This window comes from Streptomyces sp. NPDC051940 (assembly GCF_040680895.1).
Classification (GTDB): domain Bacteria; phylum Actinomycetota; class Actinomycetes; order Streptomycetales; family Streptomycetaceae; genus Streptomyces.
In genome coordinates this window covers 16978-33424 of record NZ_JBFAXR010000060.1, presented here as the reverse complement: position 1 = coordinate 33424, position 16447 = coordinate 16978, and the positions used below count along the sequence as shown (strand labels likewise).

The window sequence follows — 16447 nt, the reverse complement described above, 5'->3', positions numbered from 1 at the left end:
GTCCGATACTCACAAGGCGCATTAAGGGGTGATTTCATGCCCAGCACGGAACATCCTGTGAACCCAGCATGCGCAAAGCCCAGGCAGAAAGCCATTGTTCAAGTTTCGTGGTTCAAAGTCTTGACGACAATGACGGCCGAGACGAAGGTGGGGCGGCGCCGCCGGAACCGGTTCCGGGAGTCTCAGGCACCAGAAGGGAACAAGACATGTCTCGATATTGGCCGGGCGCCGCCCTGGCCGCCGCCGTGTCCCTGGTAGCACTCACTCCGGCGCCGGTCCCCGCCGCCGAGCCCGCCGCGGCGGGCGGGTCCTCGGGGGTGTCCGTGTTCCTGACGGACCTTGCCACGAGGACCTACCTCGCGCGACAGGAGGGCGTGGAGTGGCGGGAGGGGGCGGCCCCGGTCGGACCGGCCCTCACGATCGACTCGCAGCGCACCTACCAGGAGATGGAGGGCTTCGGGGCGTCGTTCACCGACTCCTCCGCCTGGCTGGTCGGCACCCGGCTCGGCGCCGCGCAGCGCGACGCCGTGATGCGCGACCTGTTCGGCCGGGATGGCGACGGCATCGGGCTGAGTTTCGTGCGCCAGCCCATGGGGGCCAGCGACTTCGCCGTGCGCGGCGACTACTCGTACGACGACATGCCGCCCAGGCAGAGCGACCCGACGCTCTCACGCTTCTCGATCGACCACGACAAGTCGTACATCATCCCGGTGCTCAAGCAGGCGCGGGAGATCAATCCGCAGCTGACGCTGATGGCGACGCCGTGGAGCCCGCCGGGCTGGATGAAGACGACCGACTCCATGATCGGCGGGGAGCTCAGGCCGGACGCCTACCAGCCGCTGGCCGAGTACTTCGCGAAGTTCATCGAGGCGTACGCGGCGGAGGGCGTTCCGGTCCGCTACATCACGCCGCAGAACGAGCCGCTGTACCAGCCCGCCGGCTACCCGGGCATGGGGATGTCCGCCGAGCAGCAGAACGACCTGGTCAAGAACCACCTCGGGCCGACGCTCCAGAGGCACGGCCTGCAGACCGGCATCCTCGGCTACGACCACAACTGGGACGTCCCGGGCTACCCGGAGACGCTGTACGCCGACCAGGACACCTCGCCGTACGTCACCGGCACCGCGTGGCACTGCTACGGCGGCAGCGTGCGCGCCCAGTCCGTGTCCCACAACAGCTATCCCAACAAGCCGGCCTACGAGACCGAGTGCTCGGGCGGTACCTGGGAGGGCGACGAACAGGACGGGTTCGCCGCCGCGATGGACCTGATCATCAACTCCTCCCGGGACTGGGCGAAGAGCGTGGTCCGCTGGAACATGGCGCTGGACAGCCGTAACGGCCCGACCAACGGGGGCTGCCTCACCTGCCGCGGCGTGGTGACCGTGGCCCGGGGTGCGAACGGCAAGTGGACGTACACCAAGACCGCCGACTACTGGGCGCTGGGGCAGGCCAGCAAGTTCGTACGGCCCGGCGCCCACCGGATCGCCTCCAGCACGCTGGGCGCCGGTGACGTGCAGGACGTCGCGTTCGTCAACCCGGACGGCTCGAAGGCGCTGGTCGCGTTCAACTCCGGAACGGCCGCAAGGACGTTCCGGGTGCAGTGGGGCAACAGGTGGTTCTCCTACACCTTGAACAGCGGCGCGGCCGCCACCTTCACGTGGGACGGCGCCCAGGCCGGGCAGACGGACCCGGAGGCGATCGGCTCGGTGGACGTCCCGCTGGACAACGCGGACGGCACGCAGGCCCTGGCCAGCTACGACGCGGGGATGCTGGCCGCCATACCGCAGGTGCGGATCGGCGACCAGTGGCTCGGTTACTCGACGCCGGGCGGCGCGTCGCTCACCGGCCCCACCAAGGAGGAGCCGCTGGACCGCTCCGGCTGGACCGTCTCGGCCTCCGCGAGCAGCGCCGACGACCCGGTGGGCAACGCGGTCGACGGCGACCCGGCCACCCGGTGGAGCACGGGGGCGGGGATGCAGCCGGGCGACTGGTTCCAGCTGGACCTCGGCTCCTCCCGGACGTTCGACCGGCTGGTGCTGGACACCACGGCGAGCCCCCAGGACTTCTCCAAGCAGTACGAGGTCTTCGTGTCGGACGACGGTACGAACTGGGGCGGCCCGGTGGCGACCGGGCCGGGGGACACGGTGAACGAGATCCTGCTGCCGCAGGTCACCGGCCGGTATGTCCGGGTGGTCAACCAGAGCAGCGCCGGCAACTGGTGGTCGATCCACGAGGTGAACGTCCTCGCGCCGGCCGGTCCGGCGGACTCCGTCCCGGATCCGTCCGGTGATGTACAGCGCAAGACGGCCCAACTGCCCGACGGCACGCAGCTGCTCGTCGTCTACAACCCGGGCCGCACCGCAGCGGTCTTCGACATGCCGCTCGGCGGCACCACGTACGCGTACCGCCTGCCGGCGGGCGCCTCAGCGGTGTTCACGACGCGCGCGGCGTAGCGCGTACCAGCGGCGGCCGGGTCGGCCGGAGGTGACTCCGGCCGACCCGGCTCGCCGGTACGGACTCCACGCGGGCGTTTCCTGTCCTCCTGCCGTCCCGATCCCGCTACGCCGCCACGGCGCGGGATCGACGGGGGATCGATCCAGTGACGGCCGGCGTCCGAGCGCAGACGTGAGACCGCGCGGGACGCTCGTGGTTGTGCGGCCGGACGGGCAGCCGTGCACGGAGCCGCTCAGGGGCGTCATGGATCCGAAATGCGGTCGTTGGCGTCGGCGGGTGCGGGGCGGATCTACAGTCGCAGCTAATCGCCGATCTGCTGGAGTTCGCCATGGGTGTGCGCTTCGTCCTTCCGGTCGCCGTCGTCACCGTCGTGGTCGCGCTCACGGCAGTGGGCTGCGGCTCCGACAGCGGGAACGGCTCCGACGACGCCGCATCGAGTCCGTCCACGTCGGCCCCGTCCTCCGCGAGCGCCGGGCCGTCGGCGTCGGAGTCCCCCTCGCCCGCGGAGGAAACGGCCGTACCCAATGCGTTGAGGTTCAACGCGACCACGGTCGACGGCAAGTCCTTCGACGCGAGGGCGCTCGCCGGGAAGCCGACCGTGCTGTGGTTCTGGGCGCCGTGGTGCCCCAAGTGCCGGGCTCAGGCGGCCGAGACCGCGAAGGTCGCCGCCGACACCGCCGGCCGGGTCAACTTCCTCGGCGTCGCCGGCCTGGACCAGAACGCCGCGATGCGCGACTTCGTCTCCGACACGGGCACGGGCTCCTTCCCGCACCTGTCGGACGAGGACGGCGCGGTGTGGCGGCGGTTCGAGGTCACCGAGCAGAGCCGCTACGTGATCCTGGACAAGGACGGCAGTACGGTCTACGAGGGTGTCTTCCCCGGTGGCGACGGACTGGCGGAGAAGGTCGCCGGGCTCGCCGGCTGACCGCGCGCCATGTCCGACCTCCCGCTCGCACTCGCGCTCACCGCGGGCATGCTCGCCGCGGTCAACCCGTGCGGCTTCGCCCTGCTCCCCGCCTATCTCTCGCTCCTCGTACTGGGCGACGACAGCCCCGGCCGGGCGGTCGCGGTGGGCCAGGCGCTCACCGCCACGGCGGCGATGACGCTGGGGTTCGCGGCCCTGTTCGGGGTGTTCGGGCTGGCAGTGCAGCCGGCGGCGGGGCAGGTTCAGGAGCATCTGCCGTGGTTCACGGTCGTGTTCGGGATCCTGCTGGCGGCTGCCGGGGCCTGGCTCCTCGCCGGCCGACAGCTGCCGGTCCTGCTGCCCAAGCTTCGCCGGGCGCCGGCGGTGCGGCGCTCGGTCCCGTCGATGGCGCTGTTCGGGGCGGCGTACGCGGCGGCGTCGCTGGGCTGCACGATCGCGCCGTTCCTGGCCATCGTGGTGTCGGCGTTCCGCCGCGGCTCCACGGTCGAGGGGGTCGCCCTGTTCGTGGCGTACGCGGCGGGGATGGGCCTCGTCGTGGGCGCCGCCTCGCTGACGGTGGCCCTCACCCGCAGCACGGCCGTCGCCCGGCTCCGCCGCGCGGGCGCGCGGGCTCCGCGAATCGGCGGGGGACTGCTGCTCGCGGTGGGGGCGTACGTCGCGTACTACGGCTGGTACGAGATCCGCGCCCGGCGCGACCCGGCACTCGCCGACCCGGTGATCGACGCCGCGGGCACGGTCCAACGCGCGCTCGCGGACGGCCTTGACGCGGCGGGCCCGGGCCTGGTCACCGGCCCGGTCGCGGCACTGCTGCTCGCGTCGACGCTGGTGGCGCACCACCGGCGCAGGCGCTCCGGGGCAGGCGATGGTGGACGGGCGGGAGCTGGAGTTCCCACCGCCGACGCGGACCGACGGGATGACGCGAAGCACTACAGCGCACCGCACGGTGACGCAGAGCGATCCCCGGCGACCGATGCGTAGATCGGGCAGTCGCCGTTGCGGAATACAGGACCACCGAGCGCATCACGGCCGAAGCTGGGGGTGAGCCGCTGCCTTTCCCGGACAGGTGTGGCCCACTACTCATACCGCGTCCCTGCGACCGCCGTTGGCGGTCGGACGTCCGTCACTGGTGCCGGGAGGTGTCGACCAGCACCAGTGACGGCCATGCGATCGGATCACACACGGACCCACGCGGCTGCCCGAGTCACAGACAGCAGGTCAACCGCCGAACTCAGCTGGACGACACGCGGGTACGTCCGCGAGCAAACCCTTGAACGAGGTCAGGCCCTATGCAACGAGGCCGTCCATCTCCTTCAACGAGCTCTCGTTCACGTCCGACAAAATCATGTGGAAGCCGTAGTCGATCGCGCAGCGCCCGTCCGCCTTCGCATGCCACAGGTCCAGGCCCTCCCGCAGCGAGTGGCCGACGCTCTGCACGGCGAAGTCGACGATCGTCGTCGTGCCGCCCCACGCCGCCGCCCGCGTCCCCGTCTCGAACGTGTCCGAGGCGAACGTGCCGCCGAACGGCAACTCCATATGCGTGTGCACGTCGACACCGCCCGGGATCACATACTTGCCGGTGGCGTCGATCGTGCGCTCCGCCGTCCAGCTCTGCGTGCCAGGCGCTGCCACGGCCACCACCCGCCCGCCCTCGATGAGAACGTCGGCGTGCATCTCGTCGGCGGCCGTGATGACGAGGCCGCCGGTGATCAGGGTACGGGTCATGGCAGGCATCTCCCCTGTTCCGGGATCGCTCTATCCCGGGATAGATGTCGATGTGATCCGGGCACTGGCTCCCTCACATGATGGCGGGAACGAGGCCGCACGACACCGGTCGGCGCACGAAGCCGCGCCGAATGTCGACCGGATGCGGACCTGCCCTGCCGCGGGTCGCCGCCACAGAGGCGGCCGGCCCAGATGACTGCGTCACACCCATGATGGCAAGGGGGGCCACTCACGGCGACGGTCGCGGCAGCTATGTCGTGTCGGAGACGGCCTTCCCGTCTCCTACGCAACCCCGAACCCGGTACCGCAGCAATCCTCCAGCCGTGGGGCACTCCGGCCTCGTAGACCCGACATCACCGTCCCCGGCGGCACGGTGTTCCGGATCGGCGAGATCTGAGCAGGCCAGCGTTCCCTCCTGCACCGCACCTACTCCGTCGACTACGGCATCGTCCTCAAGGGCGAGGTCGGCTTGGAACTCGACGGCGGGGACATGGTTCGGCTCACGGCGGGTGACGTTGTCGTGCAGCGCGGCACCAACCACATGTGGTTCAACGACACCGACGAGCCCGCCGTCATGTCCTGGGTTCTCATCGACACCGAACCTGTGGTGTCGGCGGCGCCAGTTCGACCAGCTAAGCGCGTGGTGTCGTCCTCGGCGTCGCGCAGGTGGGGCCAGGGACGACAAGCTGCCAGGAGTCGCCTACCTCCGCCACTGTGAGCTCGATGGCACCAGCCGTCCCACCGGCTGCGCCCCCTTTTCCCGGGCCTGATGTGCCGTGGCGGCCAGGAAGGCGTGCTCGAGCATGGCCAGGGTGACGTGCCGATACCAACCCACGTAGCGGCGGACCTCGTACTCATCCAGGCCGCATTCGTTCTTCGCGGCCTGGAAACACTCCTCGATCGCCCAGCGTGCCCCGGCAACTCGCACCAGTTCCTGAACGGTGGTCTCCAGGGGCGCATAGGCAAGGTAGTAGGCGATCTCGTCGGGCCTATTGAGGCTGCGTCGGGCCAGCGCCCACCGCATCCGGTGCTGGGCCTCGCCCTGATAGTCGAACTCGGCGACGGCTGGCAACCACACCGCCGCTCAGTGATAGACCCAGGGCCCCTTCGCTCCGCCGCCGCACGAGATCTTCTCCCACGCCTCGTCGGGTGCCTGTGCGAACAGACCCTCGATGCGGGGACACCCCACGGTAAACCGGGACTTGGGCATGGCCGGCGCATAGCCGGCGCCCGACTGTTCCAGCAGTCTGCGCAAGCGGGTGTCCTGTCCGTAGGTGGCGTCCGCGGTAACCCAGGTGATGGGCAGCGCGGGTGGTGGCATAGGCGGCGAGGAAGCCGGTGTCGTCGATGATCAGAACGCCGTTGTCCTCGCCGAGCTCGTCAGCGACGTACTGCTGCAGGTCGTCGCGGATGTCGTCGGGCTGCCACTTCGCACCGGCGAGCAGGTGCTGCAGACCATCAGGGGTGGAGTGACCGGCCTGCTCAGCCGGGGCCAGCTGTTCTTGCGGGCCACCGGGGCGAGCAGCCCGCGGGCGTAGTCCCGCATGCGGCGGCGAAGTTCCACACGGTCGAAGCGATGGCTGGTGGTCACGAAGAGGTCGTCCAGTTCCACATCCCACTGCGCAGCTGCATGCTCGGTGATCACTCGGGAAGGCTGCCCCGCCGTTGTCACTACCTGCGGCGTTGTCGCAGGTTCGAGGGACGGCCTCCATGAGACCGCCCCTGCCCGTTCCGCATCCCGCTACACTCCCGCCACCCGGCGAAAGCCCAGCTCAGACAGCGAAATACTGCTGGAGTACCAGGAAAGATCCGCATGACTGAACGAGAGCTGCTCAGACGTGCCCGAAACCGGTTGGCGGTGCTGCAGCGCGGCTGAGCGGTGCGTTTGTCACCCGTTCTCCTGACCGGAGGTGCCGCGCAGGCCGGAGCGCCTTTCACTGTCGGTAGTACCTACGTCACCTTTCGGGAGTCCCGTGCGAGAGCACCCACGGACCGTGGCCGCGGCAATGCCGGTAGTCGTCGGGAGTACGCATGTCATCGCCACAGCCCACAGCCGGCCGCCCATCCGAGCACGTCACCCCGCCGCGTCCTAAGGGTGCGCTGCGGCGCATCGGCGAGTGGTGTGCCCGCCACTTCGTGACCGTCATCGTCCTATGGCTGGCCGGCCTCGTCGGACTCCAAGTACTCGACCGCGCGTACGGCGGCGAGTACTCAGACAACTTCACCCTTCCGAGCTCCCAGTCGCAGGAGGGCCTCGACGTTCTCAAGGCGCACGAACCCACCGCCGGCGGATACAGCGCCCAGATCGTGCTGCACGACGCTTCCAAGCCGCTCACCGACGTCAGCGGCCAGATGGCGACCGTCGTGACGAGTCTGCAGAAGCTGCCCCATGTGCTCAGCGTGCAGAACCCCCTGCCCGCATCCGGAACGACGCCGCCACCCTCCGGGGACGACAATGTCGGCCCGCTCTCCACTGACGCCAAGACCGCCTACATCACCGTCCGATTCGACGTCCAGCCCTCTACGCTGGGGTCCTCCTACCTGGACGGGGTGGACACGGCCGTCCAGCCGCTGCGCGCAGCCGACGTGACCGTGGAGTACGGCGGCCCGCTCGGCGAACTGGCCCGGCCCGAACCCGACGACCGAGTCAGCGAGGCGATCGGCTTCGGGGTGGCGATCTTGGTGCTGCTGCTGGGCTTCGGCAGCATCCTGGCGGCGGTACTGCCTCTGGTCACTGCGCTCATCGCCGTGATCTGCGGACTGGCACTCCTGGGATTGTTGGCCGCGGCGTTCACCTTCGCCACGGTCTCGCCGACGCTCGCCACGATGATCGGTCTCGGTGTCGGCATCGACTACTCGCTCTTCCTGATCACCCGGCACCGCCAGAACCTCATGAACGGGCAGAACCCGGTGATCGCGGCCGGCCTCGCGACGGCCACCAGCGGCCGCGCCGTACTGGTGTCCGGCTGCACGGTCATCATCGCCCTGTCGGGCCTGTGGGTCTCCGGAATCAGCTTCGTCGGCAAGCTGGGCCTGGCCGCCGCCGTCACCGTGGTCACAGCCGTGCTCGGCGCGCTCACCCTGGTCCCCGCGATGCTCGGGCTGATCGGCCGACGCATCGACAAGCTGCGGGTACGCAAGCCCGTCGCCGAGGTCGACGCCGAACCCGGCGAGGAAGGCCACGGCACCTGGCACCGTTACGCCCAGCGTGTGGAGCGCCGCCCGTGGTGGTTCCTGGCATCCGGCGTGGTGATCCTGGTCGTTCTTGCGATCCCGGTCTTCTCCATTCAACTCGGACACATCGGCGACGGAGCCGATCCGAAGTCCTTCACCGACCGGCGGGCTTTCGATCTGATGTCCTCCGCCTTCGGTCCCGGCTCGAACGGACCCCTGACCCTCGTCATCGACCAGACCGACGTCCCGCAGGCCGACCGCGACTCACTCGCCACGGCCGCGCAGAAGGCCTTGGCCGATGTGCCCGACGCAGCGACGATCACCTCCTTGACGCCCACCTCGGACGGCGATGTGCTGATCGGCACCGCGTACTCCGTGGCCGCTCCCCAGGACGAGAAGACCACCCAACTGGACAACCGTCTCGTGGACGACGTCCTGCCCCAGGCGGTCTCCGGTACCGATGCCCGCACCTATGTCACGGGCACAACCGCCGCCCAGGTCGACTTCATCAATACCGTCTCGAGCAGGCTGCCCCTGATCATCGCCGTGGTCGTCGGCCTCGCCTTCCTTGTCATCCTCGTCGTCTTCCGCGGCCTGCTTGTCGCCGTCAAGGCAGCTGTGCTCAACGTACTGTCGATCGCCGCCGCGTACGGCGTCGTCGTGGCCGTCTTCCAGTGGGGCTGGGGCGGTCCGGCACTCGGCGTCTCCGGCGACGTACCGATCGAAAGCTATGTACCGATGATGATGTTCGCCATCCTCTTCGGACTCAGCATGGACTACGAGATCTTCCTCCTCACCCGCGTCCACGAAGCCTGGCTACGCACCCATGACCCCAAGGCGAGCGTCGCCCACGCCCTGGAGATCACCGCACGCGTCATCACCTGCGCCGCACTCATCATGGTCAGCGTCTTCGCCGCCTTCATCACCAGCGACGTCATCGTCGTCAAGATGCTCGGCCTGGGACTCGCTGCCAGCGTACTCATCGACGCCACCGTCGTCCGGCTGCTCCTCGTACCCGCGGTCATGACCCTGCTCGGCAAGTCCGCCTGGTGGACGCCCCGCTGGCTCGACCGGCTCATGCCACACGTGGAGACCGAGGGGGAGGACGAGACCGCCGCGACCGGACCGGCGGCGCGCAGGGGGCAGGCCGGCTAGTGCTCTGACCAGGAAGGTTCGCCGGGGTGGTCGTCCGGGCGGTTGGATGCACGGTGACGTCCGCTCCGACTGCAGGGGACCTACGCGTCCTGGGCCAACCCTATCCCAGGGCACTGCACGCCTACCTGCCGTACAGTTTGCGCTTGTGCAGATGCGACGCGCCGCGGCCAATTCCATCCAATGCCGCGGCGCGTTGTACTCGTTGTCCGTCACAGACCAGAATCACCTGTACAGCCCTCAGCAACGGCGCTAAAGCAGCAGGTCAGCTGCCGAATTCAGTTGGACGACACGCGGGTACATCCGCGAGCAAAACCCTTGAACGAGGAAAGACCCTCTGCGACGAGGCTGTCCATCTCCTTCAAGGTGGACTCGTTCACATCCGACATGATCATGTGGAAGCGGTAGTCGATCGCGCACCGGCCGTCCGCCTTCGCGTGCCACAGGTCCAGGCCCTCGCGCAGCGAGTGGCCGACGCTCTGCACGGCGAAGTCGACGATCGTCGTCGTGCCGCCCCACGCCGCCGCCCGTGTGCCCGTCTCGAAGGTGTCCGAGGCGAACGTGCCGCCGAACGGCAGCTCCATGTGTGTGTGCACGTCGACGCCACCCGGAATCACGTACTTCCCGGTGGCGTCGATCGTGCGCTCCGCGGTCCAGCTCTGCGTGCCGGGCGCCGCCACGGCGACCACCCGCCCGCCCTCGATGAGAACGTCGGCATGGATCTCGTCGGCGGCCGTGATGACGAGGCCGCCGGCTTCTCGGCAAGCCGCCCGTCGCGACTGCGCCGATACTCGCCCGGGAGAGTGCTCCAGCCGAACTCCCCCATGTCGCCACTGCCCAACTGGTAGAGGTCGTCGAAGCTCTGGACCGGTTCTGGTTCACAGCCCGGGAGGTGGACCGAGTAGTCCAGTATCTGCCCGCCGGCGGATTCCGGGAACGAGCGGTATGCGGGTGGCAGGGCAGCCCGAGCTCCCGTTCCAGCGCGGCGCACTCACCTTGGTCCCACGCCCTGAACGGACCGCCCACCAGGCGACCTCGATACCAACGTGAGAGCTCCTTGCGCACGGACGGATTGTCGCACTTGTCGGCGTGCGCGCTGATGTGCTCAGGCGGGTACACGCGATGGGGTCTGTCGCTGATCTCGAGACGCGCTGGAGTGGCGCGGAGCGGCGCACTACTCGTAGATGCTGGCTGCGAGGAGGGCTCGGGCCATGAAGGTCCAGTCTCCGTCGAGTGGGATCTGCTCTCCCGCGTTGCGGTACGCACCCGGGGCGTCGTGCACCCACGCGGCAAGCGCTTCAAGGAAATTGTCCAGCGTGTTGTTCTCCCACTCGTGGCCGTGCGCACGGAATTCTTCGTGCAGGCCACGCAGGAAGGTGACTAGCTCTTCACGGCTGCGCAGTTCGGGGGACATGGCGACAACGTACCCAGTGTGCCAAAGCCCACGGAATGCGCCCACCGCGTCCCTCAGTCAGACAGGTGGCTGTGCCGTGCTGGGTTGCTTGCGGACCTGCCACCACTGGTCTGCCTCAGCGCGAGCCAGTTCGGTGTCGTACTGGCTCCCGTCAAAGTGAAACTCGGGCAGCGGGGCTGCTGGTGCGTACGGAACCTGCCAGTCCGACCACTACACGATATCCCCGAACCGCTGCACGACTGGGGTGGCCGATGGGCAGCGCATCAGCTGCGAACGGCCCGCGGCCCCCTTCGCCGACCGCGCCTTCGACCACGTCCTGACCGTTGACCCAGAACCGCGGCTGAGCAGCGAAGCGTGGCCCCGGCGGCAGCACTCTGATCTCCAACCGATCGAACACTCGGTCACCCTACGGCGCGTGCCGACGTCTGCACGCGCCCAACCGACGCCACTGAGCCGAGCACGTTCGCGTGCACGCGACCGAGCGCTTCCTCGGGTCAGGATCACCCCGCCCCATGGGCCGTGTGCCGCGAGGCGCTTCACGTCCGCCTGGACCGTACGGTCTCCTCGCACAGTGTGAACGCCCTCGATGTCCGAGCCTGAGCGGCCTCGGCTGCAGGTCGTCACCCTCCAGCCCTTCGCCAGCGCGCCCTTGGCGACGTACCGACTGAGGAACCACGCTCAGCCCAGGACAAGAAGTCGCATGACGAGATCCTGCCGTCTCGCGCTGCACCAACACCAGGCCGGCCAATACCTGAAGCGCGGTGAACCACTGCGCAGAGCCCATGACCCCTGCTTCAATTCGTCCATGCAGGTCGTGGCTGCGAGCGCCTTCTGGGCGTCGGGAACGTTCTGGACTGCTGTGGCCGTGTTGACCTCAGCGATGATCGGCGTTGGCGCCATGTGGGCAACCCTCCGGGCTGCACATCCGAAGCGTCGCATCGCGTACGACATTGAGGCGACGGCCATCGAGTCGCCCCATCACGCTCTGGGAGGCATTCTTGAACTACGCCGCGACGGCGTAACCCTTTCGAACCCACATATCGTCCGTGTCGACATCAAGAACACCGGACGTCGAGACATCGCCAGCAGTTCGTTCGACAACTCTTCACCGATCCGCATTGGCGTCGGGGCGCCCGTCCTCGACGTACTCAACACCGGATCAACCCCGGTAGAAACGCAGGCGCCTGCCTACGAGGTGGTCGGCCATGAACTTCACATCAAGCCTGGTCGGATCGGCAAGGGTGCACTCGCCACTTACACGCTGCTCGTCAACGGTGCGCCCCGGACATCTTTCGCCTCCCCTCTGATCGACGTGCAGATAGTCAGGGGAATCAACGGGGATTGGGAAGACAGACTTGACAACTGGGTAGACAGAATCCCATTTCCCGCGCAGATTCTGCTGGGGATTACGGTCGCGGTATTGGCTCTCGCCGGGATCGGCCTCCTGCTTGGCGATGCGGGACAGATTGACTTCCAGTTCGATATCGACAAGGACTAGGCGCGCCAGCAAATTGACATTGACGAGCTAGGACGGTGTCAGTTCCGGCCGCGGCTCAACGCTGCGCACCATGTGCGCGGCACCTCGCTCCGGCCACCCTGCTCCTTCTCGCGGGCCGGCAGGCGCGACAGGGTGTCCTGGTCCACGACGGCGCCAGCGGGCGGTGTCGGCGGGACGAGATCGCCGGGCTGGGTGTTCGAAGGCTCGGTGAGGTCCGCGGCGCATCTGCCGGACGAGTTCCGTCGGGTCGCGTACGCGGCAACGGCCTGTGGGGCTTCCCTGATAGGGCTCGACAGTCATGTAATCAACGCGACTGTCCTGTACGAGGCTGCGCTCCCGGCCGTCTTTGTCATGCTGGCGGGGCCGGCGGACGAGATCTCGGATTACGGTCGGAGGCGTTCGTGGAGCTGCTCTCCGACCTGGTGGCCGGCGAGGGGCAGTCGTTCCTGGCCGCGGGTCAGGGCAGGGATCTGCCGGAGGAGTGCCGGGATGCGGCTCGCAGCGGGATCTGGCTGATCTGCCGCCAGATCTGTACAACGTCGGATCCCGACACGCTGAATGACGCGTACGAACTGCTGACCTTGATCGAGAAGGATAAGGGTCGGCTGGAGAGGTTGCGGGAGTCTCTGTCTGATCGGCTGAGCTGGGAATTGCGCACGTAAGCCGGCCGGATCTTCCGCCCAGGGTCGGCCGTCGACGAAGGCTGACGTCCAACCGCCGAACGTAGACCGGATGCGGACCCGGGGCCTGATCAAGCCCTGCCAGCCCGCTGGCCCCGGTGAGCAGAGCCGGCAGGGCCCCGCTGACCAGTCTTCAGGGGCATGGCCGCACATAGCCCGGCAGCCTGCGCCAGGCCAGCCGCGTCGGGCCTCTGGGAGCGTGGTGAAGTACGCGGCGCACGTCGGGGCAGCGCCTCCGTCTCGGGCTCGGCCCCGGGCGGGGCAGCGACCTCTGCGAAGTCCCAGTACCGGGTCGGGTAGTTGAGTCCGCAGCGACGCGATGGCGCGCGGTTGCGATCAGCGCCGCACGGCAGGCGTGGGTTGCGCCTGCGGCCCCCACCACACCCCTGGGGCACGCCCCGACCCCCCTCTTCGGTCGAAGCGTGCCCCGGTGTGCCCCCCTCGGGCCGGTCACGGCTGCCAGTCGACGACGATCCACACCACCTTGACCTCCAGGCCGGCGCTGGCCGCGGCGACGTTGAACGCACCGGTGTAGGCCGCGTTGAGGTCGAGGTAGGCGAGCACGTTCACCCAGCGCGGGGCGCCGGCCGGCAGGTCGAACCAGATGTTCATGTTGCTCGGCGTGCCGGAGTCCGAGCCGCTGTTGGTGTCCCAGTCCGCGCCCGGCGCGCCGCGCTTGTCCTGGTTGAACACCTCACGCGACTCCAGCGCACTGACCGGCCCGTTGCCGTCGTACGCCTGGATCTGCACGCCGCCCCGCGCCGAGGCCCACGGGTCCGCGCCGAAGAAGCCGTCGGGCACGCCCGCCACGCTGAGCGACCAGCTGGCCTGCCAGTTGAGCAACGGGGCGCAGCGGACCGGCCGGGCGCCGTCGGAGTAGACCGTCGTGCCGACCCAGCAGGTGCCGGCCACCTGCCCGGACAGCCCGCCCTCGATGTGCCCGGACTTGCCGCTGAGGCTCAGCATCCCGGTCTCCCGGTCCGGGTACATCCGGGCGTTCCCGCCGTTGGTGCCCGTGTAGTCGTACGGGACGACCCGAAGGCTGACGTCGTCGAACAGGCCGTCCGTCCGCGTCGGAGGCATCCGCCGGCCGGCGAGCACCGCGGCCGCGTCGTCCTGCCGCGGCGGCAGCGCCCGCACCGCGGAGCGCATCTCCGCGACCGCCTTCGCCGCGTCCGGATCGGCGTCGGCCAGCTTCAGCAGCGGCGACGCGGCGGCCGCGCGGGCCGTCCGGGCGGCGTACGGGTCGGGGCGGGCGGTCGCGAGGCGCGTGGCCGCCGCCATGGCCTCCAGCGGAGGCGCCGTCTGCAGGTCGCTCATTGCTTCTCCTCCGTTACGACGGAGCGCGCGAGGGCGATCGCGCGCAGGATGTTGAGGCGTCCGAAGCCGTAGCGCGAGTCCTTGCCGGCCTCGCCGAGTTCGTCCACCGAGCCGGTGAGCTGGTCCATCAGATACAGGGCGCGCTTGACACCGGCGTGCGTGTCGCGGATCGACGGCACCGCGCTCAGCAGCAGGGCGATCGCGCCCGCCACGTGCGGGGTGGCCATCGACGTGCCGTTCAGCGCCCGCCATGTCCCGTCGGGGAAGGACGAGGTGACGGCCACGCCCGGGGCGCAGATGTCGGGCTTGGTGAAGATGAGCGGCAGCTGCTCGGCGGGGATCACCGGTGAGGTGACGAGCACCTCCGACAGACCGCCGCTGAAGCCGGCGACGATGTCGCGGTGGTCGACCGCGCCGACGCCGTACGCGAAGATGTCGCCGCCGGTGCTCGCGCCGGTCTGGTCGCCGCGGTTGCCGCACGCGGCCACCACCGGGATGCCCGCGATCAGGCAGGTGCGGAACGCCTGGGTGAACACGCCCGGCGCCAGCGAGGTGAAGTCGCCGGTCTCCGGATCGGTCAGCGGCGCGCTCAGCGACATGCTCAGCACGTCGACGCCCTGCTCGATCGCCCACATGATGCCGGCCTGGATCTGGGCGGGGGAACCGGAGCCGTCGGGCAGCACGCGGGCGACCGCGAGCTCGACCTCGGGGGCCACCCCGATCCACTGCCCGCTGGCGTCGCCGCCCGCGATGGTGCCGCACACATGGGTGCCGTGGCCCTGGGTGTCGATCGGAGTGGAGCCCTCCACGGGCCTGCCCTTCCGGTCGAACTCCGCCCAGTGCCGTACCTTCCCGCGCAGGTCGGGGTGGCTCGCGTCGACCCCGCTGTCCAGGACGCCGACCAGCACTCCGGCGCCGCGGGCGCCGTACGCGCCCCAGGAGGCCAGCGCGCCGGTGGCGTTGACGCCCCACGACGAGGCCGAGTTCTCCAGGACGGTCGTCGGCAGCTCGCTCGCCGTGGTGACGGGCGGCAGGCTCAGCGGGGTGTTGGGGTGGACGGCGGTCAGCCCCGGCATGGTGGCCAGCCGTGCCAGCTCGTCCCGGTCCAGTTCGAGGTACGCCGAGCGGGACGGCCAGAACGCGGCGACGGCGCCCTCCCGGCCGGCCCGCGCGCCGCGCACCACGTCGGTGGCCAGCAACGGTTCGAGCGCGGCGGTGTTGGCGCGGCGGACGGCGGACAGGGTGGGCTGGGCCGGCTCCGTGCCGGCCAGGTCGGGGATCGGCGGGCGCATGCAGGGCACGCCGCCGGCGGTGGCGCCCGCAAGGACGGCCGCGTGGCGGACCGCCCGTACCGGCTCGGGCAGGCTCTCGCGGGCGGAGGCCGCCCGTGCCGGCAGCCCCGCGTCGAGGGGAGCCGACGACTTCTCCTCGGAGTGAGGGCTCATCTGGGCGAGGACGCCGACGATGCGGCCGGGGTCCTCGTCGAGGATCCGCTCGATCTGTCGGCGGACGGTGTCGGACATGGTGTGCGCTCCTTCGCTGGGTCCGCGGCGGGTCAGCCGCCGCAGGGGTACTCGCACCAGCTGGTGCCGTCGGACGTGGTCACGTAGCAGCCGGTACCGGCCGGGCCGCGGACGATCTCGATGTACGTGACATCGGCGTCCGCCTCCGCGGGCGACGAGGGCACGTAGCGTGGCTCGAGGCTGTCGTGCTTGACCGCGGCGGCACCCGCGAAGATCTCGCTCATCTCGTAGAGGAGCGTGGCGATTTGGGCCGACAGGTGCGCCATCCGCCGGGCGTCCGCCTCGGGCAGGATGTGTTTGACGGCCTCCGTGGACGCGCCGTGCTTGACTGCGTGCGCCGGGTGGCTGTGCTTGACCGCGTCAGTGGTGTCTGACATGTGCTGCTCCGATCAGTGGTGAGCTGCTGGATGACTCAAGACTCGCGCCGCCTGGACCGGAGTTGACAGAACTGAACGGAACTGTCCGGACGAGAGGGACGGAACGGTCGCGGTGCGGAACGGTCGGGATGCGCGGGAATTACGCTCAGTAGTCGTATTGACGCCGCCGGAAACCCACCGCGACAGTGGTCGTGTACGCCCCCCGTCC

The 16447-nt window shown here is 69.4% G+C and carries 11 protein-coding genes and 3 pseudogenes; 7 read left to right on the top strand and 7 right to left on the bottom strand.

Features of this window, described 5'->3' with window-relative positions:
* Window positions 1–206: 206 nt before the first annotated feature.
* The 3 genes from AB0M28_RS22890 (at window position 207) to AB0M28_RS22880 (ending at window position 4357) form a co-directional block, all read left to right on the top strand.
* A complete protein-coding gene (locus AB0M28_RS22890; RefSeq protein WP_365407842.1) occupies window positions 207–2453 on the top strand; it encodes a discoidin domain-containing protein in 2247 nt (748 codons plus the stop codon).
* A gap of 329 nt (window positions 2454–2782) precedes the next feature.
* The gene (locus AB0M28_RS22885) at window positions 2783–3379 is read left to right on the top strand and encodes a redoxin family protein (protein WP_365407839.1); all 597 of its coding nucleotides are present in this window, start codon (window positions 2783–2785) and stop codon (window positions 3377–3379) included.
* 9 nt (window positions 3380–3388) lie between these two features.
* The gene (locus AB0M28_RS22880) at window positions 3389–4357 is read left to right on the top strand and encodes a cytochrome c biogenesis protein CcdA (RefSeq protein WP_365407836.1); all 969 of its coding nucleotides are present in this window, start codon (window positions 3389–3391) and stop codon (window positions 4355–4357) included.
* Between the two features lie 309 nt (window positions 4358–4666).
* On the opposite strand, the pseudogene AB0M28_RS22875 reads toward AB0M28_RS22880, so the two are convergent.
* A pseudogene (locus tag AB0M28_RS22875) lies at window positions 4667–5101 on the bottom strand (amidohydrolase family protein); the annotation flags it as partial.
* 415 nt (window positions 5102–5516) lie between these two features.
* Here AB0M28_RS22875 and AB0M28_RS22870 point away from each other — a divergent pair.
* Complete coding sequence (locus AB0M28_RS22870) at window positions 5517–5819, top strand: cupin domain-containing protein (RefSeq protein WP_365407885.1); 303 nt, start codon at window positions 5517–5519, stop codon at window positions 5817–5819.
* Here AB0M28_RS22870 and AB0M28_RS22865 read toward each other — a convergent pair.
* Window positions 5802–6713: pseudogene (locus AB0M28_RS22865) on the bottom strand (transposase). The gene AB0M28_RS22870 and the pseudogene AB0M28_RS22865 sit on opposite strands and share 18 nt — an antisense overlap.
* 419 nt (window positions 6714–7132) lie before the next feature.
* On the opposite strand from AB0M28_RS22865, the gene AB0M28_RS22860 reads away from it, so the two are divergent.
* A complete protein-coding gene (locus AB0M28_RS22860) occupies window positions 7133–9430 on the top strand; it encodes an MMPL family transporter (RefSeq protein WP_365407833.1) in 2298 nt (765 codons plus the stop codon).
* 308 nt (window positions 9431–9738) lie between these two features.
* On the opposite strand, the pseudogene AB0M28_RS22855 reads toward AB0M28_RS22860, so the two are convergent.
* Window positions 9739–10239 (bottom strand): annotated as a pseudogene (locus AB0M28_RS22855) (amidohydrolase family protein); the annotation flags it as partial.
* Between the two features lie 362 nt (window positions 10240–10601).
* Entirely contained in the window at window positions 10602–10841 is a 240-nt protein-coding gene (locus tag AB0M28_RS22850; protein WP_365407830.1) for a hypothetical protein, read from the bottom strand.
* Window positions 10842–11646: 805 nt separating this feature from the next.
* Here AB0M28_RS22850 and AB0M28_RS22845 point away from each other — a divergent pair.
* Both AB0M28_RS22845 and AB0M28_RS22840 read left to right on the top strand, forming a co-directional pair.
* Window positions 11647–12339, top strand: coding sequence for a hypothetical protein (locus AB0M28_RS22845; protein WP_365407827.1), 693 nt, complete (start codon window positions 11647–11649; stop codon window positions 12337–12339).
* 401 nt (window positions 12340–12740) lie between these two features.
* Entirely contained in the window at window positions 12741–13001 is a 261-nt protein-coding gene (locus tag AB0M28_RS22840; RefSeq protein ID WP_365407824.1) for a hypothetical protein, read from the top strand.
* Window positions 13002–13469: 468 nt separating this feature from the next.
* On the opposite strand, the gene AB0M28_RS22835 is transcribed toward AB0M28_RS22840, so the two are convergent.
* Genes AB0M28_RS22835 through AB0M28_RS22825 form a run of 3 tightly spaced genes read right to left on the bottom strand, consistent with a single transcriptional unit; the run spans window position 13470 to window position 16239 of the window.
* Complete coding sequence (locus tag AB0M28_RS22835) at window positions 13470–14339, bottom strand: hypothetical protein (protein WP_365407821.1); 870 nt, start codon at window positions 14337–14339, stop codon at window positions 13470–13472.
* A complete protein-coding gene (locus AB0M28_RS22830; RefSeq protein WP_365407819.1) occupies window positions 14336–15862 on the bottom strand; it encodes a S8 family serine peptidase in 1527 nt (508 codons plus the stop codon). The genes AB0M28_RS22835 and AB0M28_RS22830 overlap by 4 nt, the downstream gene beginning before the upstream one ends.
* Window positions 15863–15894: 32 nt before the next feature.
* Window positions 15895–16239 (bottom strand): hypothetical protein, encoded by a 345-nt coding sequence (locus AB0M28_RS22825; protein ID WP_365407816.1) that lies wholly within the window; start codon window positions 16237–16239, stop codon window positions 15895–15897.
* Window positions 16240–16447: the final 208 nt, after the last annotated feature.